Raw genomic sequence first — 15,701 nt, 5'->3', positions numbered from 1 at the left:
GGGGTTTCCGGCCCCATCGAGGTTGAAGAATGATCGAGAACCAGAAAATTCGTCCTGCCAAGGTCATCGGTCCACTGGGTGAGGAGCTGACGCTCGACTCGCTTCCGCCGCCGTCCACCACGCGTTGGGTGGTACGCCGCAAGGCCGAGGTGGTGGCCGCGGTGAATGGCGGGCTGCTCTCGGTGGATCAGGTGTGCGATCGCTATGGTCTCACGCCCGAGGAGTTCGCCGGATGGCAGCGCGCGATCGATCGATCGGGCATGCCGGGGCTGCGCGTCACGCGCATCCAGCACTACAAGTCGCTCTACGAACGTCAGCAGAAATACTGAGGCCGCGCATTAACGAAACGCACACGGAACAATTGCGCGAGCTCGCGAGTCTCACTCCCATCGCCCGGCTTACGGGTTCAACGGAGGGAATGCGACATGGGTATCATCATCTGGCTCATCGTGGGTGGCGTCGTGGGCTGGCTGGCCAGCCTGGTCATGCGCACCGATGGCCAGCAGGGCATCCTGCTCAACATCGTCGTCGGCATTATCGGGTCGGTGATCGCGTCGTTTCTGTTCGGTGGCGGGATCAACCAGGTCATCACGATCACGACGTTCATCTATTCGCTGATCGGCGCGATCATCCTGCTCGCGATCGTCAATCTCGTGCGTCGCGGCACCGTCCGCTGACACCATAAGGTTCGTCACGAAAAAGGGCCGTCCGGGCGACCGGGCGGCCCTTTTCTCGTTGAGGCTCAGTCGAGCAGGAAGCGCACCGACAGCGTGACGGTCACGTCCTTCTCGCCGGCGGCGATCGGCGTGCTGTCCTTCATCGCCATCGTCCGCATCATCGCCATCGGCGGGTTGCCGCCGCCCGCATTCTCGCCGTTTTCGGCAATAGAGATCATTCGCACGACATGCAGCCCGGCGGCGCGCGCATAAAGGTCGGCGCGGGCGCGGGCGCGCTTCACCGCATCGGTGCGCGCCTCGTCGAGTGCGGCATCGGGCTGGTCGATCGAGAGATTGGGACCCTCGATCTGGTTCGCGCCTTCGGCCACCAGCGCATCGAGGATCGCGCCGGCCCGCGCCACGTCGCGGAAGCGGATCGTGACGCCGTTGCTGGCCTGATAGCCGGTGACGACGGGGGGCTGGTTCTCGGCATAGCGATATTGCGGATTGAGCGAGACGTTGGCGGTCGCCACGTCGCGCGGCGCGACGCCCGCCTTCTTCAACGCCGCCAGCACGCGCGTCATGCGCTGGGCATTGTCGCCGAGCGCGGCGGCGGCGGCGGCCGCCTGCGACACCACGCCCGCGCGGATCGTCGCCACGTCGGGCACGCGCATGGTACGCCCCTCTGCGGTCACGTCGAGCAGCGTGCCGGCGGCGGGAACGAGCGGCTCGGTGGATGCCGGCCCCTGCGCGGAGGCGGCGCCGGCGAGGGGCAGGGCGGCAAGCGCCGCGAGCAAGGCGGGTTTCAGGGCAGGCATCGTGTATCTCCCGGTCACGACAGAATGTTGCGTCGATAGCGCCGCTCGTGCCCCGGAGCCAGCGAACCGCTCCTGAACGGACGCTTCACCTTGCGGAAAGCGCTGCTTTCGCACACACCCGCCTTCGAGTGCGCGGGGGCCACTTGAGCATAGTGACTTATTGAGCTAACACAGCTCGAGGCCGGGTGGCTGGCGGGACGGGGATGGGCAGGCGATGAATTACGAACCGCGGCAGATCGGTGGCGAGGAACAGATGGCGCTGCCGGACTATACCGCGCCGCGCAGGGGCCGGCGGACGGGGATCATCGCCGTCCTCGTCGTGCTGGCGATCGCGGTCGCGTGGTTTGCGATGCATCGCAAGGCGCCCGTGGCGGCCAAGCCCGGCGAGCAGGTGCCCAACGTCTCGGTCGTGGTGCCAGGCCGTTCCACGATCGACCGCACGATCTCCGCGAACGGCACGCTGGCCGCACGCCGCGAGATGCCGGTGGGCGTGGCGGGCGAGGGCGGCGCGGTGACGCGCGTGCTGGTCGAGCCGGGCACCTGGGTGCAGGCCGGGCAGGTGCTGGCCACGGTCGATCGATCGGTCCAGACGCAGACGGCGAGCTCGATGCAGGCGCAGGTCGCGGTGGCCCGAAGCGATCAGGTGATCGCGCAGGCCGAGCTCGAGCGCGCGCAGCAACTCGTCGATCGCGGCTTCATCTCCAAGGCCGATCTGCAGCGCAAGGTGGCAACGCGCGACGCCGCGGCGGCGCGGGTGGCGGTCGCGCAGGCGTCGCTTCAGGAAACGCGCGCGCGCAACGGCCGGCTCGATATCCGCGCGCCGGCCGCCGGGCTGGTGCTCACGCGCACCGTCGAATCGGGGCAGGTGGTCAGTTCGGGTTCGGGCGTGCTGTTCCGCATCGCGCAGGACGGGCAGATGGAGATGCGTGCCGCGCTCAGCGAATCGGATCTTGCCGGGCTGCACGTCGGCGCCCGCGCCACCGTGACGCCGGTCGGCAGCACCCAGGGCTTTCCGGGATCGGTCTGGCAGGTCTCGCCGGTCATCGATCCGCAGACCCGCCAGGGGATCGCGCGCGTCGCGCTCGCCTATGCGCCCGAACTCCGTCCCGGCGGCTTCGCGGCCGCCACGATCGTCAGCGGCGCCAATGTCGCGCCGCTGCTGCCCGATTCGGTGCTTCAGAGCGACGACAAGGGCAATTTCGTGTATATCGTCGGCGCCGGCGACAAGGTGGAGCGCCGCAACGTGCGCGTCGGGCCGGTGTCCGATGCGGGCGTGACGATCCTGTCGGGGCTGAACGGCACCGAACGGGTGGTCGTCTCCGCCGGTGGCTTCCTGGCGCCCGGCCAGCATGTGAACCCCATCGTCGAGAAGGCGCACTGAGCATGAGCTTTCGCAACATCTCGGCCTGGGCGATCCGCAACCCGGTGCCGCCGATCGTCCTGTTCCTGGCGCTGACGCTGGCGGGCATCCTGAGCTTCATGCGCATGGACGTGAACGACCAGCCGGACATCGATTTCCCGGTCGCGATCGTCATCATCAGCCAGCCGGGCGCCGCGCCCACCGAGCTGGAAACCCAGGTGACTCAGCGGATCGAGGCCGCGGTGCGCTCGCTCCAGGGCATCGACGAGATCGACTCGACGGTGACCGAGGGCCAGTCGCAAACCGTGGTCCAGCTCGCGATCGGCACGCCGATCGACCGGGCGGTGAACGACGTGCGCGATGCGATCGCGCAGATCCGCGGCAACCTGCCCGAGGGGATCCTGGAGCCGCAGGTGTTCCGCGCGAACACGACGGGCAACGATCTGGCGAGCTATTCGGCGGTCGCGACCGACATGACGGTCGAACAGCTCAGCTGGTATATCGACAACACGGTGGCCAAGGAGCTGCTGTCGGTGCCGGGCATGGCCGAGGTGGACCGCAACGGCGGCGTCAGCCGCGAGATCCGCGTGATCCTCGATCCGCTGAAGCTGCAGGCGCAGGGCCTGACCGCGAGTTCGGTCAACGCGCAGCTTCGCGCGGTGAACCTGAATGCCGCGGGCGGCCGTGCGCAGATCGCGGGTTCCGAACAGTCGGTCCGCGTGCTGGGCAACGCGCGCAACGCGAACGATCTGGGGATGACTCAGATCAACGTCGGCAATGGCCGCACCGTGCGCCTGTCCGACCTGGGGGTGGTGCGCGATCTGTTCGCCGAACGCCGCAGCCGCGCGGCGGTGGACGGCCGCCAGGCGATCAGCTTCGATTTCCAGCGCGCCAAGGGTGCCTCCGACGTGACCGTGTTCAACGAGGCAGTGAAGAAGCTGGAGGCGCTCGAGAAGCGCAATCCGTCGGTTCACTTCATCCAGCGCCAGAACAGCGTAAAGCGGACCGAACAGCAATATGACAGCGCGATCGAGGCGATGATCGAGGGCGCGGTGCTCGCCGTCATCGTCGTGTTCCTGTTCCTGCGCGACGTGCGCGCCACCGCGATCTCGGCGCTGGCGATCCCGTTGTCGGCGATCCCGACCTTCTGGTTCATGGATCTCCTTGGCTTCACGCTCAACCAGATGACCTTGCTCGCGCTGTCGCTGGTGGCGGGCGTGCTGGTCGACGATGCCATCGTGGAGATCGAGAACATCGTCCGCCACATGCGAATGGGCAAATCGGCCTATCAAGCGTCGATCGACGCGGCCGATGAGATCGGTCTCGCCGTGCTCGCCACCACCATGTCGATCGTCGCGGTGTTCCTGCCCGTGGGCCTGATGCCGGGCGTGTCGGGCCAGTTCTTCAAGAATTTCGGGCTGACGGTCGTCGCCTCGGTGCTCATGAGCCTCGCCGTCGCGCGCCTCATCACGCCGATGATCGCGGCCTATTTCCTGAAGGCCCACGGGCAGGCCAGCCATGGCGAGGGGCGGCTGATGGACGGCTATATGGCCACGCTGCGCTGGACGCTGCGCCGCGGCGCGCCGGCCGGCGCGGTCGCGGGCTTCGGGCGCCGGTTGCTGGCGCGCGCGCGCGACCATCGGCTGTGGGTCGCCGGCTTCGGCGTGTTCGCCTTCCTGATGACGGTGGTGATGTTCGGCGTGCTGCCGATGACGTTCCAGCCGTCCACCAACGAGGATACCTCCACCGCGACGATCGAGATGGTGCCGGGCACCACGCTCGACCAGACCGATGCGGTGGTGACGCGCGTCGCCAACATGCTGCGCGCGCGCAAGGATGTGGTCGAATCGGTCTATGCGCGCACCGGCTCCAATGGCGCGGTGAACACCGGCCGCGTGACCGCCACGCTGAAGGACAAGCGCACGCTGACCAGCACCGAGTTCGAGCGCAGCATGGCGCCACAACTCGCCGCCATCCCCGATGCGCGCGTCGCATTCCGCTCGCAGTTCAGCTTCGGCGGCAGCAGCCGCGATCTGAACGTGACGCTGGGCGGCGACGATCCGGTGCTGCTCCAGAACACCGCCAACCGCATCGTCGCCGAGATGGCGAAGCTGCCGACAGTCACCGCGCCGCGCGTCAGCGGCAATCTCCAGCGACCCGAGATCGTCATCAAGCCACGCTTCGACCTGGCGGCGAACTTGGGCGTGACGACGCAGGCGCTGTCGACGGCGATCCGCATCGCGACGCTTGGCGATATCGATCAGAACAGCGCGCGCTTCTCGCTTTCGGATCGTCAGATCCCGATCCGCGTGGCGCTCGACGAGAATGCGCGTTCCAGCCTGTCGACGATCCAGAACCTGCCGGTGCAGACCGCGACCGGCGGGTCGGTGCCCCTGAGCCTCGTCGCGGATATCGGCTTCGGTTCGGGGCCGACGAAGATCGACCGCGTGAACCAGCAGCGCCAGATCTCGCTCGGCGCGGATCTCGCACCCGGCGTGGTGACGGGCGTCGCGCAGAAGCAGATCCATGATCTGCCCGCGATGAAGAACCTGCCGCTGGGCGTGACCGAACTGACGCTGGGGCAGAGCAAGTGGCAGGCGGAAATGCTCGTCAACTTCCTGGTCGCCGTCGTGGCGGGCACGTTCCTCGTCTTCGCGGTGCTGGTGCTGCTCTATCGCCGCGCACTGCCGCCGTTCGTCAACATGGGCTCGCTGATGCTGGCGCCGCTGGGCGGCCTGCTGGCGCTGTGGGCCACGGGCAATCCGCTGTCGCTGCCCGTGTTCATCGGGCTCCTGATGCTGCTTGGCATCGTGGCGAAGAATTCGATCCTGCTGATCGACTTTGCGCTGGAGGAGATGAACAAGGGCGTCGACGTGCTGAGCGCCATCCTCGATGCCGGGCACAAGCGCGCGCAGCCGATCGTCATGACGACCGTGGCGATGGTGGCGGGCATGATCCCGACCGCGCTGTCGCTCAGCGGCGACGGATCGTGGCGCGCGCCGATGGGCATCACCGTCATCGGCGGCCTGCTGTTGTCGACGTTGCTTACGCTGCTGATCGTGCCGGCGACCTTCAGCCTCGCGGTGGGGATCGAACGCTTCGTGGGGCCGCGGCTCGGCCGACGCCTGCTCACCTATCGTCCCGGCGACGATGGTTCGCGGGTGATCGAGGGGCCTGCGCATCCCGGCGCGATCGGCTTCCACGATGGCCCGCATCCCGCCGAATGATCCGGTTCGATCGGCGTCCGTCCTGAACAATCCCGCCGCTGGAGGATTGTCCGGGGCATGACCATGCCTGCCCGATCCGCCAGCGAAGCGCCCCCCGCCGGGCTGGTCCGGATGCGGATCATCGCGACCGGATTGCTGATCGCGATGGCCGCGCTGTTCCTGCTGGCGCGCGGGCTCGACGCGCGCCATCCCGGCTGGGGCCCGGGCTGGGGCTATGTCCGCGCCTTTGCCGAAGCCGCGATGGTCGGCGGCCTGGCGGACTGGTTCGCGGTGACTGCGCTGTTCCGCCACCCGCTCGGGCTGCCGATCCCCCACACCGCGATCGTGCCGCGCAACAAGGATCGGATCGGCGACACGCTGGCGCAGTTCCTGCGCGCCAATTTCCTGATCCCGGCGGTGATCGCCAGGCGGATGCGGCGGCTCGACGTGGCGGGCGCCATCGCGCATTGGCTGACCGATCCGCCCGAGGGCGCTGGCGGACGTTTTCGCGGCGGTGCGTCGCGGATGGTGGCGCAGGTGCTGGAGGGGCTCGATCCGGCGCGGCTGGGCGGCATGGTGAAGGGCGCGGTCGTGACGCGGCTGCGCGAAACCGAAGCCTCCCCGATCCTCGGCCAGTTGCTGAAGGCGGCAATTGCCGAGAACCGCCACGCGCCGATGCTGGAGGCGGCGATCCGCTGGGGTGCCGCGACGCTGCGCGAAAACGAGCAGCTCGTCCGCGCGATGGTGCATGATCGCGCCGGGTCGATCCTGCGCTGGACGGGTCTGGACGAGACGGTGAGCGACAAACTGATCGCCGGGCTCGACAAGCTGCTGGACGACATGGCCGCCGATCCGCAGCACCCGCTCCGCCAAAAGGCCGAACTCGGGCTCGATCGGCTGGCCTGGGATCTGCAATATGACCCGGCGATGCGCGAACGCGTCGAGGGGATGAAGTCCGCGGTGATCGACAATCCCGCCATGCAGCGCTGGATCGAGGGGCTGTGGGAACAGGGGCGCCGTGCGCTGCTGGCCATCGCCAACGATCCCGAGGCGGCGATGGCGGGGCCGATCGGCGCGCTGCTGCGGCAGGTGGGCGACACGCTGCAACACGACCCGCGGCTGGGGCCGACGATCAACCGCTTCGTCCGCCGTGCCGTCGTGGGCATCGCCGCGGACTATGGCGACGGAATCGTCCGGCTGGTGTCGGAGACGGTGCGCGGCTGGGATGCCCAGACGATCACGCGACGCCTGGAAAATGCGGTGGGGCGCGACCTGCAATATATCCGCGTCAACGGCACGCTGGTGGGCGGCCTGGTCGGCGTTGCGATCCATGCGGTGGACGTGCTGCTTTAGCGCAGGTGACGTCAGGGCGATCCAGCCTCTCGGTCCGTTCGTGCTGAGCTTGTCGAGGCACCTTGTCTGCCGTCGAGCATGTGCGTGTGGAACAGGCCCTTCGACGAGCTCAGGGCGAACGGATCGCGGTGACGGTATCAAACGCTAGCGACGGGCGGATCGATGCGACGGTTCGGTTCGTCCTACGCCGCATCCACCTTGCCGATCCCGCGACTTTGACGCAAAGGTGATGGCGATGAGCGCGACAGCCGATTTCAAGCAGGACGGCACGGGCGGCGGAACGTTGCGCTTCAGCGGCAACCTCTCGCTCGCCTGTATCGGCGATCTGCCGCAACGCCTCGAGGCGCTGGACGGCACCGTCAAGCGTGTCGACCTGTCGGGCGTCGAGCGGATCGACACCGTCGGCGCCTGGGTGGTCCACCGTTTCGCCGCGCGCCACGACGCCACGGTCGAGGGGCTGGGTGAGGATAGCCGGCATCTGATGGACCAGGTGGTCGCGGCCGATCAGTCGGTGGCGATGCGCCCGCAGCATGTCGGCGCGTTCGTGCGCGTGCTGGGCGAGATCGGCAACGCGGTGGCGCTCACCGGGCGCACCTTGCTCGGGCTGCTCGGCTTTCTCGGCGCGACCAGCCTGGCGATGGGGGCGATGATCCGCCACCCGCGCCGCTTCCGCTTCAACGCCGTGGTCCAGCAGTTCGAGGTGGTCGGCGTGGCCGCGCTCGCGATCATCGGCCTTATGAGCTTTCTGATCGGCGTCGTCATCGCGCAACAGGGTGCGGTGCAGCTGCGCCAGTTCGGCGCGGAGGTGTTCACGATCAACCTGGTCGGCCGGCTGACGCTGCGCGAGATGGGCGTGCTGATGACCGCGATCATGGTCGCCGGGCGTTCGGGCTCGGCCTTTGCGGCGCAGCTCGGAACGATGAAGCTGACCGAGGAAATCGACGCGATGCGCACGATCGGCGTGTCGCCCATGGAGGCGCTCGTCGTTCCGCGCACGATCGCGGCGATCATCATGATGCCGCTGCTCGGCTTCTATGCCTCGATGGTGGCGCTGGTCGGCGGCGGGCTGCTGGTGTGGATCACCATCGGCGTCCCGCCCGTCACCTATGTGCAGCGCATCCGCGAGGTCGTGCCGATCACCGATCTGTTCATCGGGCTCATCAAGGCGCCCGTGTTCGGCGCGATCATCGCGATCGCTGGCTGTTTCCAGGGCATGCAGGTCGAGGCCAACGCCGAACAGGTCGGCCTGCGCACCACGTCGGCGGTGGTGCAGGCGATCTTCCTCGTGATCGTGCTCGATGCCTTTTTCGCGGTGTTCTTCACCTGGGTGGGGTGGAACTGATGCCGCAGGTGGGCAAGGGTTCGGACGAGATCCTCATCTCGGTCAAGGGGCTGAAGAACCGCTTCGGCGAGCAGCTCGTGCACGACGGCGTCGATCTGGACGTGCGGCGCGGCGAGATCCTGGGTGTGGTCGGTGGCTCGGGCACGGGCAAATCGGTGCTGATGCGCTCGATCATCGGGTTGCAGACGCCCGAGTCCGGCGAGATCACGGTGTTCGGGGAACATATCATCGGCCGCGAAGCGACCGAGGCGACCGACGTGCGCAAGCGCTGGGGCGTGTTGTTCCAGGGCGGCGCGCTGTTCTCGACGCTGACCGTCGCCGAAAACGTGCAGGTTCCCTTGCGCGAATTCTACAGCGAACTCGATCAGGCGCTGCTCGACGAGATCGCGTCGTACAAGGTGGTGATGACCGGCCTGTCGGCCGATGCGGGGCCGAAATACCCCGCCGAGCTGTCGGGCGGCATGAAGAAGCGCGCGGGACTGGCGCGCGCGCTGGCGCTCGATCCCGAACTGCTGTTCCTCGACGAGCCGACCGCGGGCCTCGATCCGATCGGCGCGGCGGCGTTCGACACGCTGACGGAGTCGCTCCAGAAGACGCTGGGGCTGACCGTCTTCCTCATCACGCACGATCTCGATACGTTGTACGCGATCTGCGACCGGGTGGCGGTGCTGGCGGACAAGAAGGTGATCGCGGTCGGCACGATCCCGGAATTGCTCGCGCTCGACCATCCGTGGATCGAGGAATATTTCAAGGGGCCGCGCGGCCGCGCCGCCGTCGCCACGCAGGAGGCGCATGCGCGTGCCGACGAAGAGGCCGCCCGGCACCCGACCGAGGTGCAGGTCAACCAAACCGCCGAGGATCGCGCGCCTGCGACCTATGCCGAAGACAATGCACCCGAGAACCGCCGCGCGGCTGCCGGGAAGGAAGCAGGGGCTAGCTGATGGAAACCCGTTCGAACCATGTGCTTGTAGGGGCCATCGTGCTGATCCTGCTCGCCGTGCTGGCGCTCTTCACCGTCTGGATCGCGCATCTGGGCGGTTCGTCGGAGAAGGAGTATGACATCTTCTTCAAGACGTCGGTCGATGGCCTCGCCAAGGGTTCGGCGGTCACCTTCTCGGGCGTGCCGACGGGGCAGGTGAAGGAGATCGCGCTGTGGAAGCCCGATCCGCAGTTCGTGCGCGTGCGCGTGACCGTCAACAACGATACCCCGATCCTCCAGGGTACGACCGCGACCATTTCGGGCGTGGGCTTCACGGGCGTCAGCCAGGTGTCGCTCGACGGCGCGCGCAAGGGTGCGGCGCCGATCGGCTGCCCGGAAACCAATCCGCAGCAGCTCTGCCCGTACGGCGTGCCCGTGATCCCGACGAAGCAGGGCGGCCTGGGCGCGATCCTCAATTCGGCGCCGCAGCTTCTCGAGCGGTTGTCGACGCTGACCGAGCGGCTGACGGGCATGCTGTCGGATCGCAACCAGGCGTCGATCGCCGGCATTCTCGACAACACCAACCAGTTGACCAAGGCGCTGGCGAACCGCGGTCCCGAGATCGCCGCCACGCTGGCGCAGACGCGGGTCGCGATCCAGCAGGCGGGCGACGCCGCGCAGAAGATCGGCCAGCTGGCCGAGACGAGCAACGGCGTGCTGACCGATGACGTGAAGCCGGCGATGCAGAACCTCAATCAGGCAATCGCATCGGCCAAGCAGAGTGCCGACACGCTGAACGCGGCGGTGGGCGATGCGCGGCCGGGGCTGCAATCCTTCTCGAAGCAGACCATCCCCGAAGTGGGTCAGTTGGTTCGCGACCTGCGGATCATGGCCGAATCGCTCTCCTCGGTCGCCAACAAGGTGGATCAGCAGGGCGCGGGCTCGCTGATCGGCCAGCAGAAGCTTCCGGATTATAAGGGCAAATGACGATGAAGACGCCGTTCCTCCTCCTCGCTGCCCTGCCGCTCGCCGGCTGCATCAGCTTCGCCGCCAAGCCGCCGCCCTCGCTGCTGACGCTCAGCGCCGATGCGAGCGTTCCCGTCGGGCAGGACCAGAGTTCGGGCACCGCCAAATCGGTGACGATCCAGGTGCCGTCGGTGCCGCAGAGCCTGGCGACCGCGCGCGTGCCGGTGCAGGCAACGCCCACCTCTATTGCCTATGTGAAGAACGCGCTCTGGGCCGAGCCTCCGGCGCGGCTGTTCGCACGGCTGCTGTCGGACACGATGACGGCGCGTACCGGGCGGGTGGTGCTGTCCGGCGCGCAGTCGACGATCGATCCGGGCGCACGGCTGAGCGGCGAATTGCGCAGCTTCGGGCTCGATGCCGCGACGCAGAGCGCGGTGGTGGTGTTCGATGCGTCGCTGATCCGCGTGAACACGACGACGATCGAAAAGCGCCGTTTCGAGGCGCATGTGCCGGTGGGGGCGATCGACGCGACATCGGCCGCGCCCGCGATCAGCCAGGCGGCGAACCAGGTCGCGGTGCAGGTCGCCGACTGGGTAGGGCGGTAAGCCCGCCGCTCCGCCCGATGCGGAGCGGCCGCCCGGCGCGGCTCAGCGGTTCATGACGTTCCCTTTGCTCCGTTCGCCCCGAGCCTGTCGAAGAGCCTGTTCCGCAAGCAAAGGTCCGCCCACGAAGAGCGTGCTTCGACAGGCTCGGCACGAACGGGTTTGCAGACCGATCAGACCAACGTCACACCCGTTTAACCCAGCGCCTCGAGCTGCTCCGCCAGTTCGAGCCAGCGCATCTCGGCCGCATCCTTCTCGGCGCGGGCGGTTTCCACCGCCTTGGTCAGCCGCACGAAACCCGCATGATCGCGCGTGTAGAGATCGGGCTTGCCCAGCGCCGCCTCGTCGCGGGCGATCTGCGCGTCGAGCGCCTCGATGCGCGCGGGAAGCTGGTCGTAATCGCGCTGGTCCTTGTAGCTGAGCTTGGTGCGCGCCGGGGGTGGTGGAGCGGCCGGGCTGGGCTTGGCCGACGCGCGTTTCGCCTCGGTCGAGGGCTTGCGGCGGCGTTCCCAATCCTCGTAGCCGCCCGCCACCACGTCGACCGTGCCGCTGCCGTCCAGCCCCAGCGTGATCGTCACGGTGCGATCGAGGAAATCGCGATCGTGGCTGACGATCAGCACGGTGCCGTCGTAATCGGCGATCACCTCCTGCAACAGGTCGAGCGTCTCCAAGTCGAGATCGTTGGTCGGCTCGTCGAGCACCAGCAGGTTCGACGGCCGCGCGAACTCGCGCGCCAGGAGCAGCCGCGATCGCTCGCCGCCCGACAGCGACCCGATCTTCGCCTCGACCATGTTCGGATCGAACAGAAATTCCTTCAGATAGCCGTGGATGTGCTTCTTGGTGCCGAGCACCTCGATCCAGTCTCCGCCATCGGCGACCACCTCGCGCACCGTCTTTTCCGGCGCCATCAGGCTGCGCTGCTGATCGATCACCACCGCGTCGAGCGACTTGGCGAGCTTGATGCTGCCGCCATCGGGTTCGATCTCGCCGGTGAGCAGCTTGAGCAGCGTCGATTTGCCCGCGCCGTTGCGGCCGACGATCCCGATCCGGTCGCCGCGCGTGACGCGCAGCGTGAGGTCGCCGATGATCGTGCGGCGCGACTCCCCGGCGCCGAAGCCCTTGGTCACATGCTTGGCGTCGATCACCACCTTGGATTTGGCGTCGTCGGTGCCGGTGACGAGATTGGCCGATCCTTGCGGCCCCATCATCGCCGCGCGTTCGGCGCGCATCTCCTTCAATTGCGTCAGGCGGCCCTGGTTGCGCCGCCGCCGCCCCGTGACGCCGCGCAGCAGCCAATGCTCCTCGATCTTCAGCCGGGCGTCGAGCCGCTCGGCCTGGCGCGCCTCTTCGGCATAGACCTGCTCGGTCCAGGCCTCGAACCCGCCGAAGCCGATCTCGGCGCGGCGGATCGCGCCGCGGTCGAGCCACAGCGTCTGGCGGGTGAGGCGGGTGAGAAAGGTGCGATCGTGGCTGATAACGACGAAGGCGCCGCGGAAGCGCTTCAGCCAATCCTCCAGCCATTCGATGGCGGCGATATCGAGATGGTTGGTCGGCTCGTCGAGCAGCAGCACGTCCGGGTCCTGCGCCAGCGCGCGGACGATCGCCGCGCGCCGCCGCTCGCCACCACTGGCGGATGCGGCATCGCGGGACAGGTCGATGCCGAGCTGGTCCGCGATCGCGTCCGCCTCGTGCGGCAGGGGCGCATCGGCGCCTCCCATGACATAATCGCGCAGCGTCGCGACGCCGCGCAGATCCGGCTCCTGTTCGAGCATCACGATGCGCGTGCCGGGTACGACGGTGCGGCGGCCCTCGTCCGCATCGACGCTGCCGCCGATCAGCTTCAACAAGGTGGTCTTGCCGGCGCCGTTGCGGCCGATCAGCGCAAGCCGGTCGCGCGGGCCGATATGGATGTCGAGGTGGCGAAAGAGCCAGCCGGAGCCCTGAACGATGCCGAGGTCTTCATAGGATAGAATGGGTGCTGCCATGGCCGGGCGGCCTAACGATGTAGCGACGCGAAATCGAGGCCTAAGCGCGGCCGGACGGGCAAAGGCGCGCGGCTTCGCGTTCACAGGCTGTTCAATGCGGCATGGCTATGCCACCTCTCATGACGATGCCCATCGCCCTCCTTCTTGCGCTGACCGCGCAGCCGATGCCCGAACAGGCACCGGACCAGCGCCATAGCGACCAGATGCGCGCCTTCGAGGCACGGCGGGAGGGGCGGCTGCTGCCGCTGCGCGAGATCGAAGGGCGCGTCGTGCCCACGATGCGCGGCGCGCAGTATCTCGGCTTCGACTTCGATGCGGGGGCCGGCATTTACACGCTGAAGTTCCTGCGCAATGGAGCCGTGATCTGGGTCGAGGTCGATGGCCATTCGGGGCAGATCGTCGGCCGCACCGGCCGCTAGAATTCCATGCAATCCGGGAGAGACACATGCGCGTTCTGATCGTCGAGGACGAGCCCCATCTCGGCCAGCAGTTGAAGGCCACGCTGGAGGGTGCAGGCTATGCGATCGATCTCGCCACCGATGGCGAGGAGGGCCATTTCCTCGGCTCCACCGAAAGCTATGACGCGATCGTGCTGGATCTGGGCCTGCCCGAGATCGACGGACTGACCGTGCTCGATCGCTGGCGCAAGGAGGGCCGCACCGCGCCGGTGCTGGTGCTCACCGCGCGCGACAGCTGGTCGGACAAGGTCGCCGGGCTCGACGCCGGCGCGGACGATTACGTCGCCAAGCCGTTCCAGACCGAGGAGCTGATCGCCCGGCTGCGCGCGTTGATCCGCCGGGCGAGCGGCAACGCCTCGTCCGAGCTGACCGCGGGCGACGTGCGGCTCGACACGCGCAGCGGCAAGGTGACCAAGGCCGGCGATCCGGTGAAGCTGACGGCGCAGGAATACAAGCTGCTCAGCTATCTGATCCACCACAAGGGCAAGGTGGTGAGCCGCACCGAGCTGATCGAGCATATCTACGATCAGGATTTCGACCGCGATTCGAACACGATCGAGGTGTTCGTGACGCGCATCCGCAAGAAGCTCGGCCAGGACGTCATCACCACGATCCGCGGCCTTGGCTACAGCCTCGAAGATCCCGACGCGTGAGCGCTGCGGTGGGATGACGGGCGTGGACGAGGCGCGATCCTCCGCGCGCACCACGGGCTCGCTGTCGCGGCGCATGATCCTGATCGCGGCGGCGTGGATCGCCTTGTTGCTGTCGGGCGGGGGCTTTGCGCTCGACCGGGTGCTGGCGAGCGCCGTGACGCGCAATTTCGACGACCAGCTCGAATATGTCCTCACCGCCCTGATCGTGTCGTCGGAGATCGGCCCGGACGGCGAGGTGATCTTCAACCGCGAGCCTGCCGACCAGCGTTTCCTCGAGCCGTATTCGGGACTCTATTGGGAGGTGTCGGCGACGGGGCGAGAGCCGTTCCCGTCGCGCTCGCTCTGGGACCGGCGGCTCGGCTATGGCGGCCCGCATACCGATCGCAGCGTGCATTCGTACGACAGCGACCAGTTCGCCGGCGAACGGCTGCGCATCCTCGAGCGCGACGTGACGCTGCCGGGCTCCAAGGTGAAATGGCGGTTCCAGGTGGCGCAGACCCGCGACGGGCTGGACGCGCAGATCGCGGCGCTCCGGCGAACCCTGGTGCGCAGCTTCGCGCTGTTGGGCCTGGGGCTGATCGTGCTGGCTGCGCTCCAGACCTTCTATGGCCTGTGGCCGCTCCGCCGGGTGCGCGAGGAGATCGCGCGGATGCGGGCCGGCCAGTCCAGCCGCATCGGCAGCGCCATGCCCATCGAGGTGGCGCCGATGGTCGAGGAGCTGAACGCGCTGGTGGCGCACAACGAGCGCCAGGCGGAGGAGGCGCGGCGCCATGCGGGCAATCTCGCCCATGCGCTGAAGACCCCGCTGACCGTGCTGATGAACGCCGCGACCGCGCATGCGGACGATCTCGACGACACGGTGATCCGCGAGACGCGGACGATGCGCCGCCAGGTCGACCACCATCTCGCCCGCGCCCGCGCCGTCGGTCGGCGCGGCTCCGCGCACAGCCGTGCCGAAGTGTGGCCGAGCCTCGAGTCGGTCGAGCGCGCGGTGGGGCGGCTGTATCGCCATGTCCGCATCGACGTGGACGGGCCGCGCGACCTGTCGGTCCATGTCGAGCGGCAGGATCTCGACGAGATGCTGGGCAATCTGATCGAGAACGCCGCCAAATATGGCGGCGGCAGCGTATTCGTGACGGTGGGCGCCGAGGCCGGATTCGTGGAGTTCCTCGTCGAGGATGACGGCACCGGCATCCCCGAAGAGGAGCGGACGCGGATCTTCGATCGCGGCGCGCGGCTGGACACGAGCAAGCCGGGCACCGGGCTCGGCCTCGCGATCGTCCGCGACGTGGCGGAGATCTACGAGGGCACCGTCAGCCTGGAGGAGAGCGAGGATCTCGGCGGGCTACTCGTGCGGCTGAGGCTGCCGGCAGCACCCTGACG

At 68.0% G+C, this 15,701-nt stretch carries 14 protein-coding genes; 12 read left to right on the top strand and 2 right to left on the bottom strand.

Annotation, left to right across the window (positions count from 1 at the left end; all coding sequences use genetic code 11):
- Window positions 1-29 precede the first annotated feature (29 nt).
- Both OXQ95_RS04090 and OXQ95_RS04085 read left to right on the top strand, forming a co-directional pair.
- The gene (locus tag OXQ95_RS04090) at window positions 30-329 is read left to right on the top strand and encodes a DUF1153 domain-containing protein (RefSeq protein WP_242095993.1); all 300 of its coding nucleotides are present in this window, start codon (window positions 30-32) and stop codon (window positions 327-329) included.
- 96 nt (window positions 330-425) lie between these two features.
- Complete coding sequence (locus tag OXQ95_RS04085; RefSeq protein ID WP_242095994.1) at window positions 426-677, top strand: GlsB/YeaQ/YmgE family stress response membrane protein; 252 nt, start codon at window positions 426-428, stop codon at window positions 675-677.
- Window positions 678-742: 65 nt separating this feature from the next.
- Here OXQ95_RS04085 and OXQ95_RS04080 read toward each other — a convergent pair whose 3' ends face one another.
- Window positions 743-1,474: an SIMPL domain-containing protein gene (locus tag OXQ95_RS04080; RefSeq protein WP_267379939.1), complete on the bottom strand. Its 732-nt coding sequence runs from the start codon at window positions 1,472-1,474 to the stop codon at window positions 743-745.
- 214 nt (window positions 1,475-1,688) lie between these two features.
- On the opposite strand from OXQ95_RS04080, the gene OXQ95_RS04075 reads away from it, so the two are divergent.
- The 7 genes from OXQ95_RS04075 to OXQ95_RS04045 all read left to right on the top strand — a co-directional run bounded on the left by OXQ95_RS04075 (window position 1,689) and on the right by OXQ95_RS04045 (window position 11,225).
- Window positions 1,689-2,855, top strand: a complete 1,167-nt coding sequence (locus OXQ95_RS04075) for an efflux RND transporter periplasmic adaptor subunit (protein ID WP_242095996.1) — start codon at window positions 1,689-1,691, stop codon at window positions 2,853-2,855.
- Window positions 2,856-2,857: 2 nt separating this feature from the next.
- Window positions 2,858-6,061: an efflux RND transporter permease subunit gene (locus tag OXQ95_RS04070; protein ID WP_267379930.1), complete on the top strand. Its 3,204-nt coding sequence runs from the start codon at window positions 2,858-2,860 to the stop codon at window positions 6,059-6,061.
- Window positions 6,062-6,118: 57 nt separating this feature from the next.
- Window positions 6,119-7,393: a DUF445 domain-containing protein gene (locus tag OXQ95_RS04065; protein WP_267379926.1), complete on the top strand. Its 1,275-nt coding sequence runs from the start codon at window positions 6,119-6,121 to the stop codon at window positions 7,391-7,393.
- Between the two features lie 235 nt (window positions 7,394-7,628).
- Window positions 7,629-8,735 (top strand): ABC transporter permease, encoded by a 1,107-nt coding sequence (locus tag OXQ95_RS04060; protein WP_267379923.1) that lies wholly within the window; start codon window positions 7,629-7,631, stop codon window positions 8,733-8,735.
- Entirely contained in the window at window positions 8,735-9,676 is a 942-nt protein-coding gene (locus OXQ95_RS04055) for an ABC transporter ATP-binding protein (protein ID WP_267379921.1), read from the top strand. The genes OXQ95_RS04060 and OXQ95_RS04055 overlap by 1 nt, the downstream gene beginning before the upstream one ends.
- The gene (locus OXQ95_RS04050; protein WP_242096001.1) at window positions 9,676-10,641 is read left to right on the top strand and encodes an MlaD family protein; all 966 of its coding nucleotides are present in this window, start codon (window positions 9,676-9,678) and stop codon (window positions 10,639-10,641) included. The genes OXQ95_RS04055 and OXQ95_RS04050 overlap by 1 nt, the downstream gene beginning before the upstream one ends.
- A gap of 2 nt (window positions 10,642-10,643) precedes the next feature.
- Window positions 10,644-11,225, top strand: a complete 582-nt coding sequence (locus tag OXQ95_RS04045) for an ABC-type transport auxiliary lipoprotein family protein (protein ID WP_242096002.1) — start codon at window positions 10,644-10,646, stop codon at window positions 11,223-11,225.
- 191 nt (window positions 11,226-11,416) lie between these two features.
- On the opposite strand, the gene OXQ95_RS04040 is transcribed toward OXQ95_RS04045, so the two are convergent.
- Window positions 11,417-13,207, bottom strand: coding sequence for an ABC-F family ATP-binding cassette domain-containing protein (locus tag OXQ95_RS04040; protein ID WP_267379917.1), 1,791 nt, complete (start codon window positions 13,205-13,207; stop codon window positions 11,417-11,419).
- 119 nt (window positions 13,208-13,326) lie between these two features.
- Here OXQ95_RS04040 and OXQ95_RS04035 point away from each other — a divergent pair, with 119 nt between their 5' ends.
- Genes OXQ95_RS04035 through OXQ95_RS04025 form a run of 3 tightly spaced genes read left to right on the top strand, consistent with a single transcriptional unit; the run spans window position 13,327 to window position 15,699 of the window.
- Entirely contained in the window at window positions 13,327-13,626 is a 300-nt protein-coding gene (locus OXQ95_RS04035) for a hypothetical protein (RefSeq protein WP_242096004.1), read from the top strand.
- Between the two features lie 26 nt (window positions 13,627-13,652).
- On the top strand, window positions 13,653-14,318 hold the full coding sequence (locus tag OXQ95_RS04030) for a response regulator transcription factor (RefSeq protein WP_242096005.1): 666 nt from the start codon (window positions 13,653-13,655) through the stop codon (window positions 14,316-14,318).
- A gap of 13 nt (window positions 14,319-14,331) precedes the next feature.
- Window positions 14,332-15,699, top strand: coding sequence for an ATP-binding protein (locus tag OXQ95_RS04025; RefSeq protein ID WP_267380088.1), 1,368 nt, complete (start codon window positions 14,332-14,334; stop codon window positions 15,697-15,699).
- Window positions 15,700-15,701 lie beyond the last annotated feature (2 nt).

Source organism: Sphingomonas sp. GC_Shp_6 (genome assembly GCF_026540835.1).
Taxonomy (GTDB): Bacteria; Pseudomonadota; Alphaproteobacteria; order Sphingomonadales; family Sphingomonadaceae; genus Sphingomonas.
This window is presented reverse-complemented; position numbering and strand designations above follow the sequence as displayed.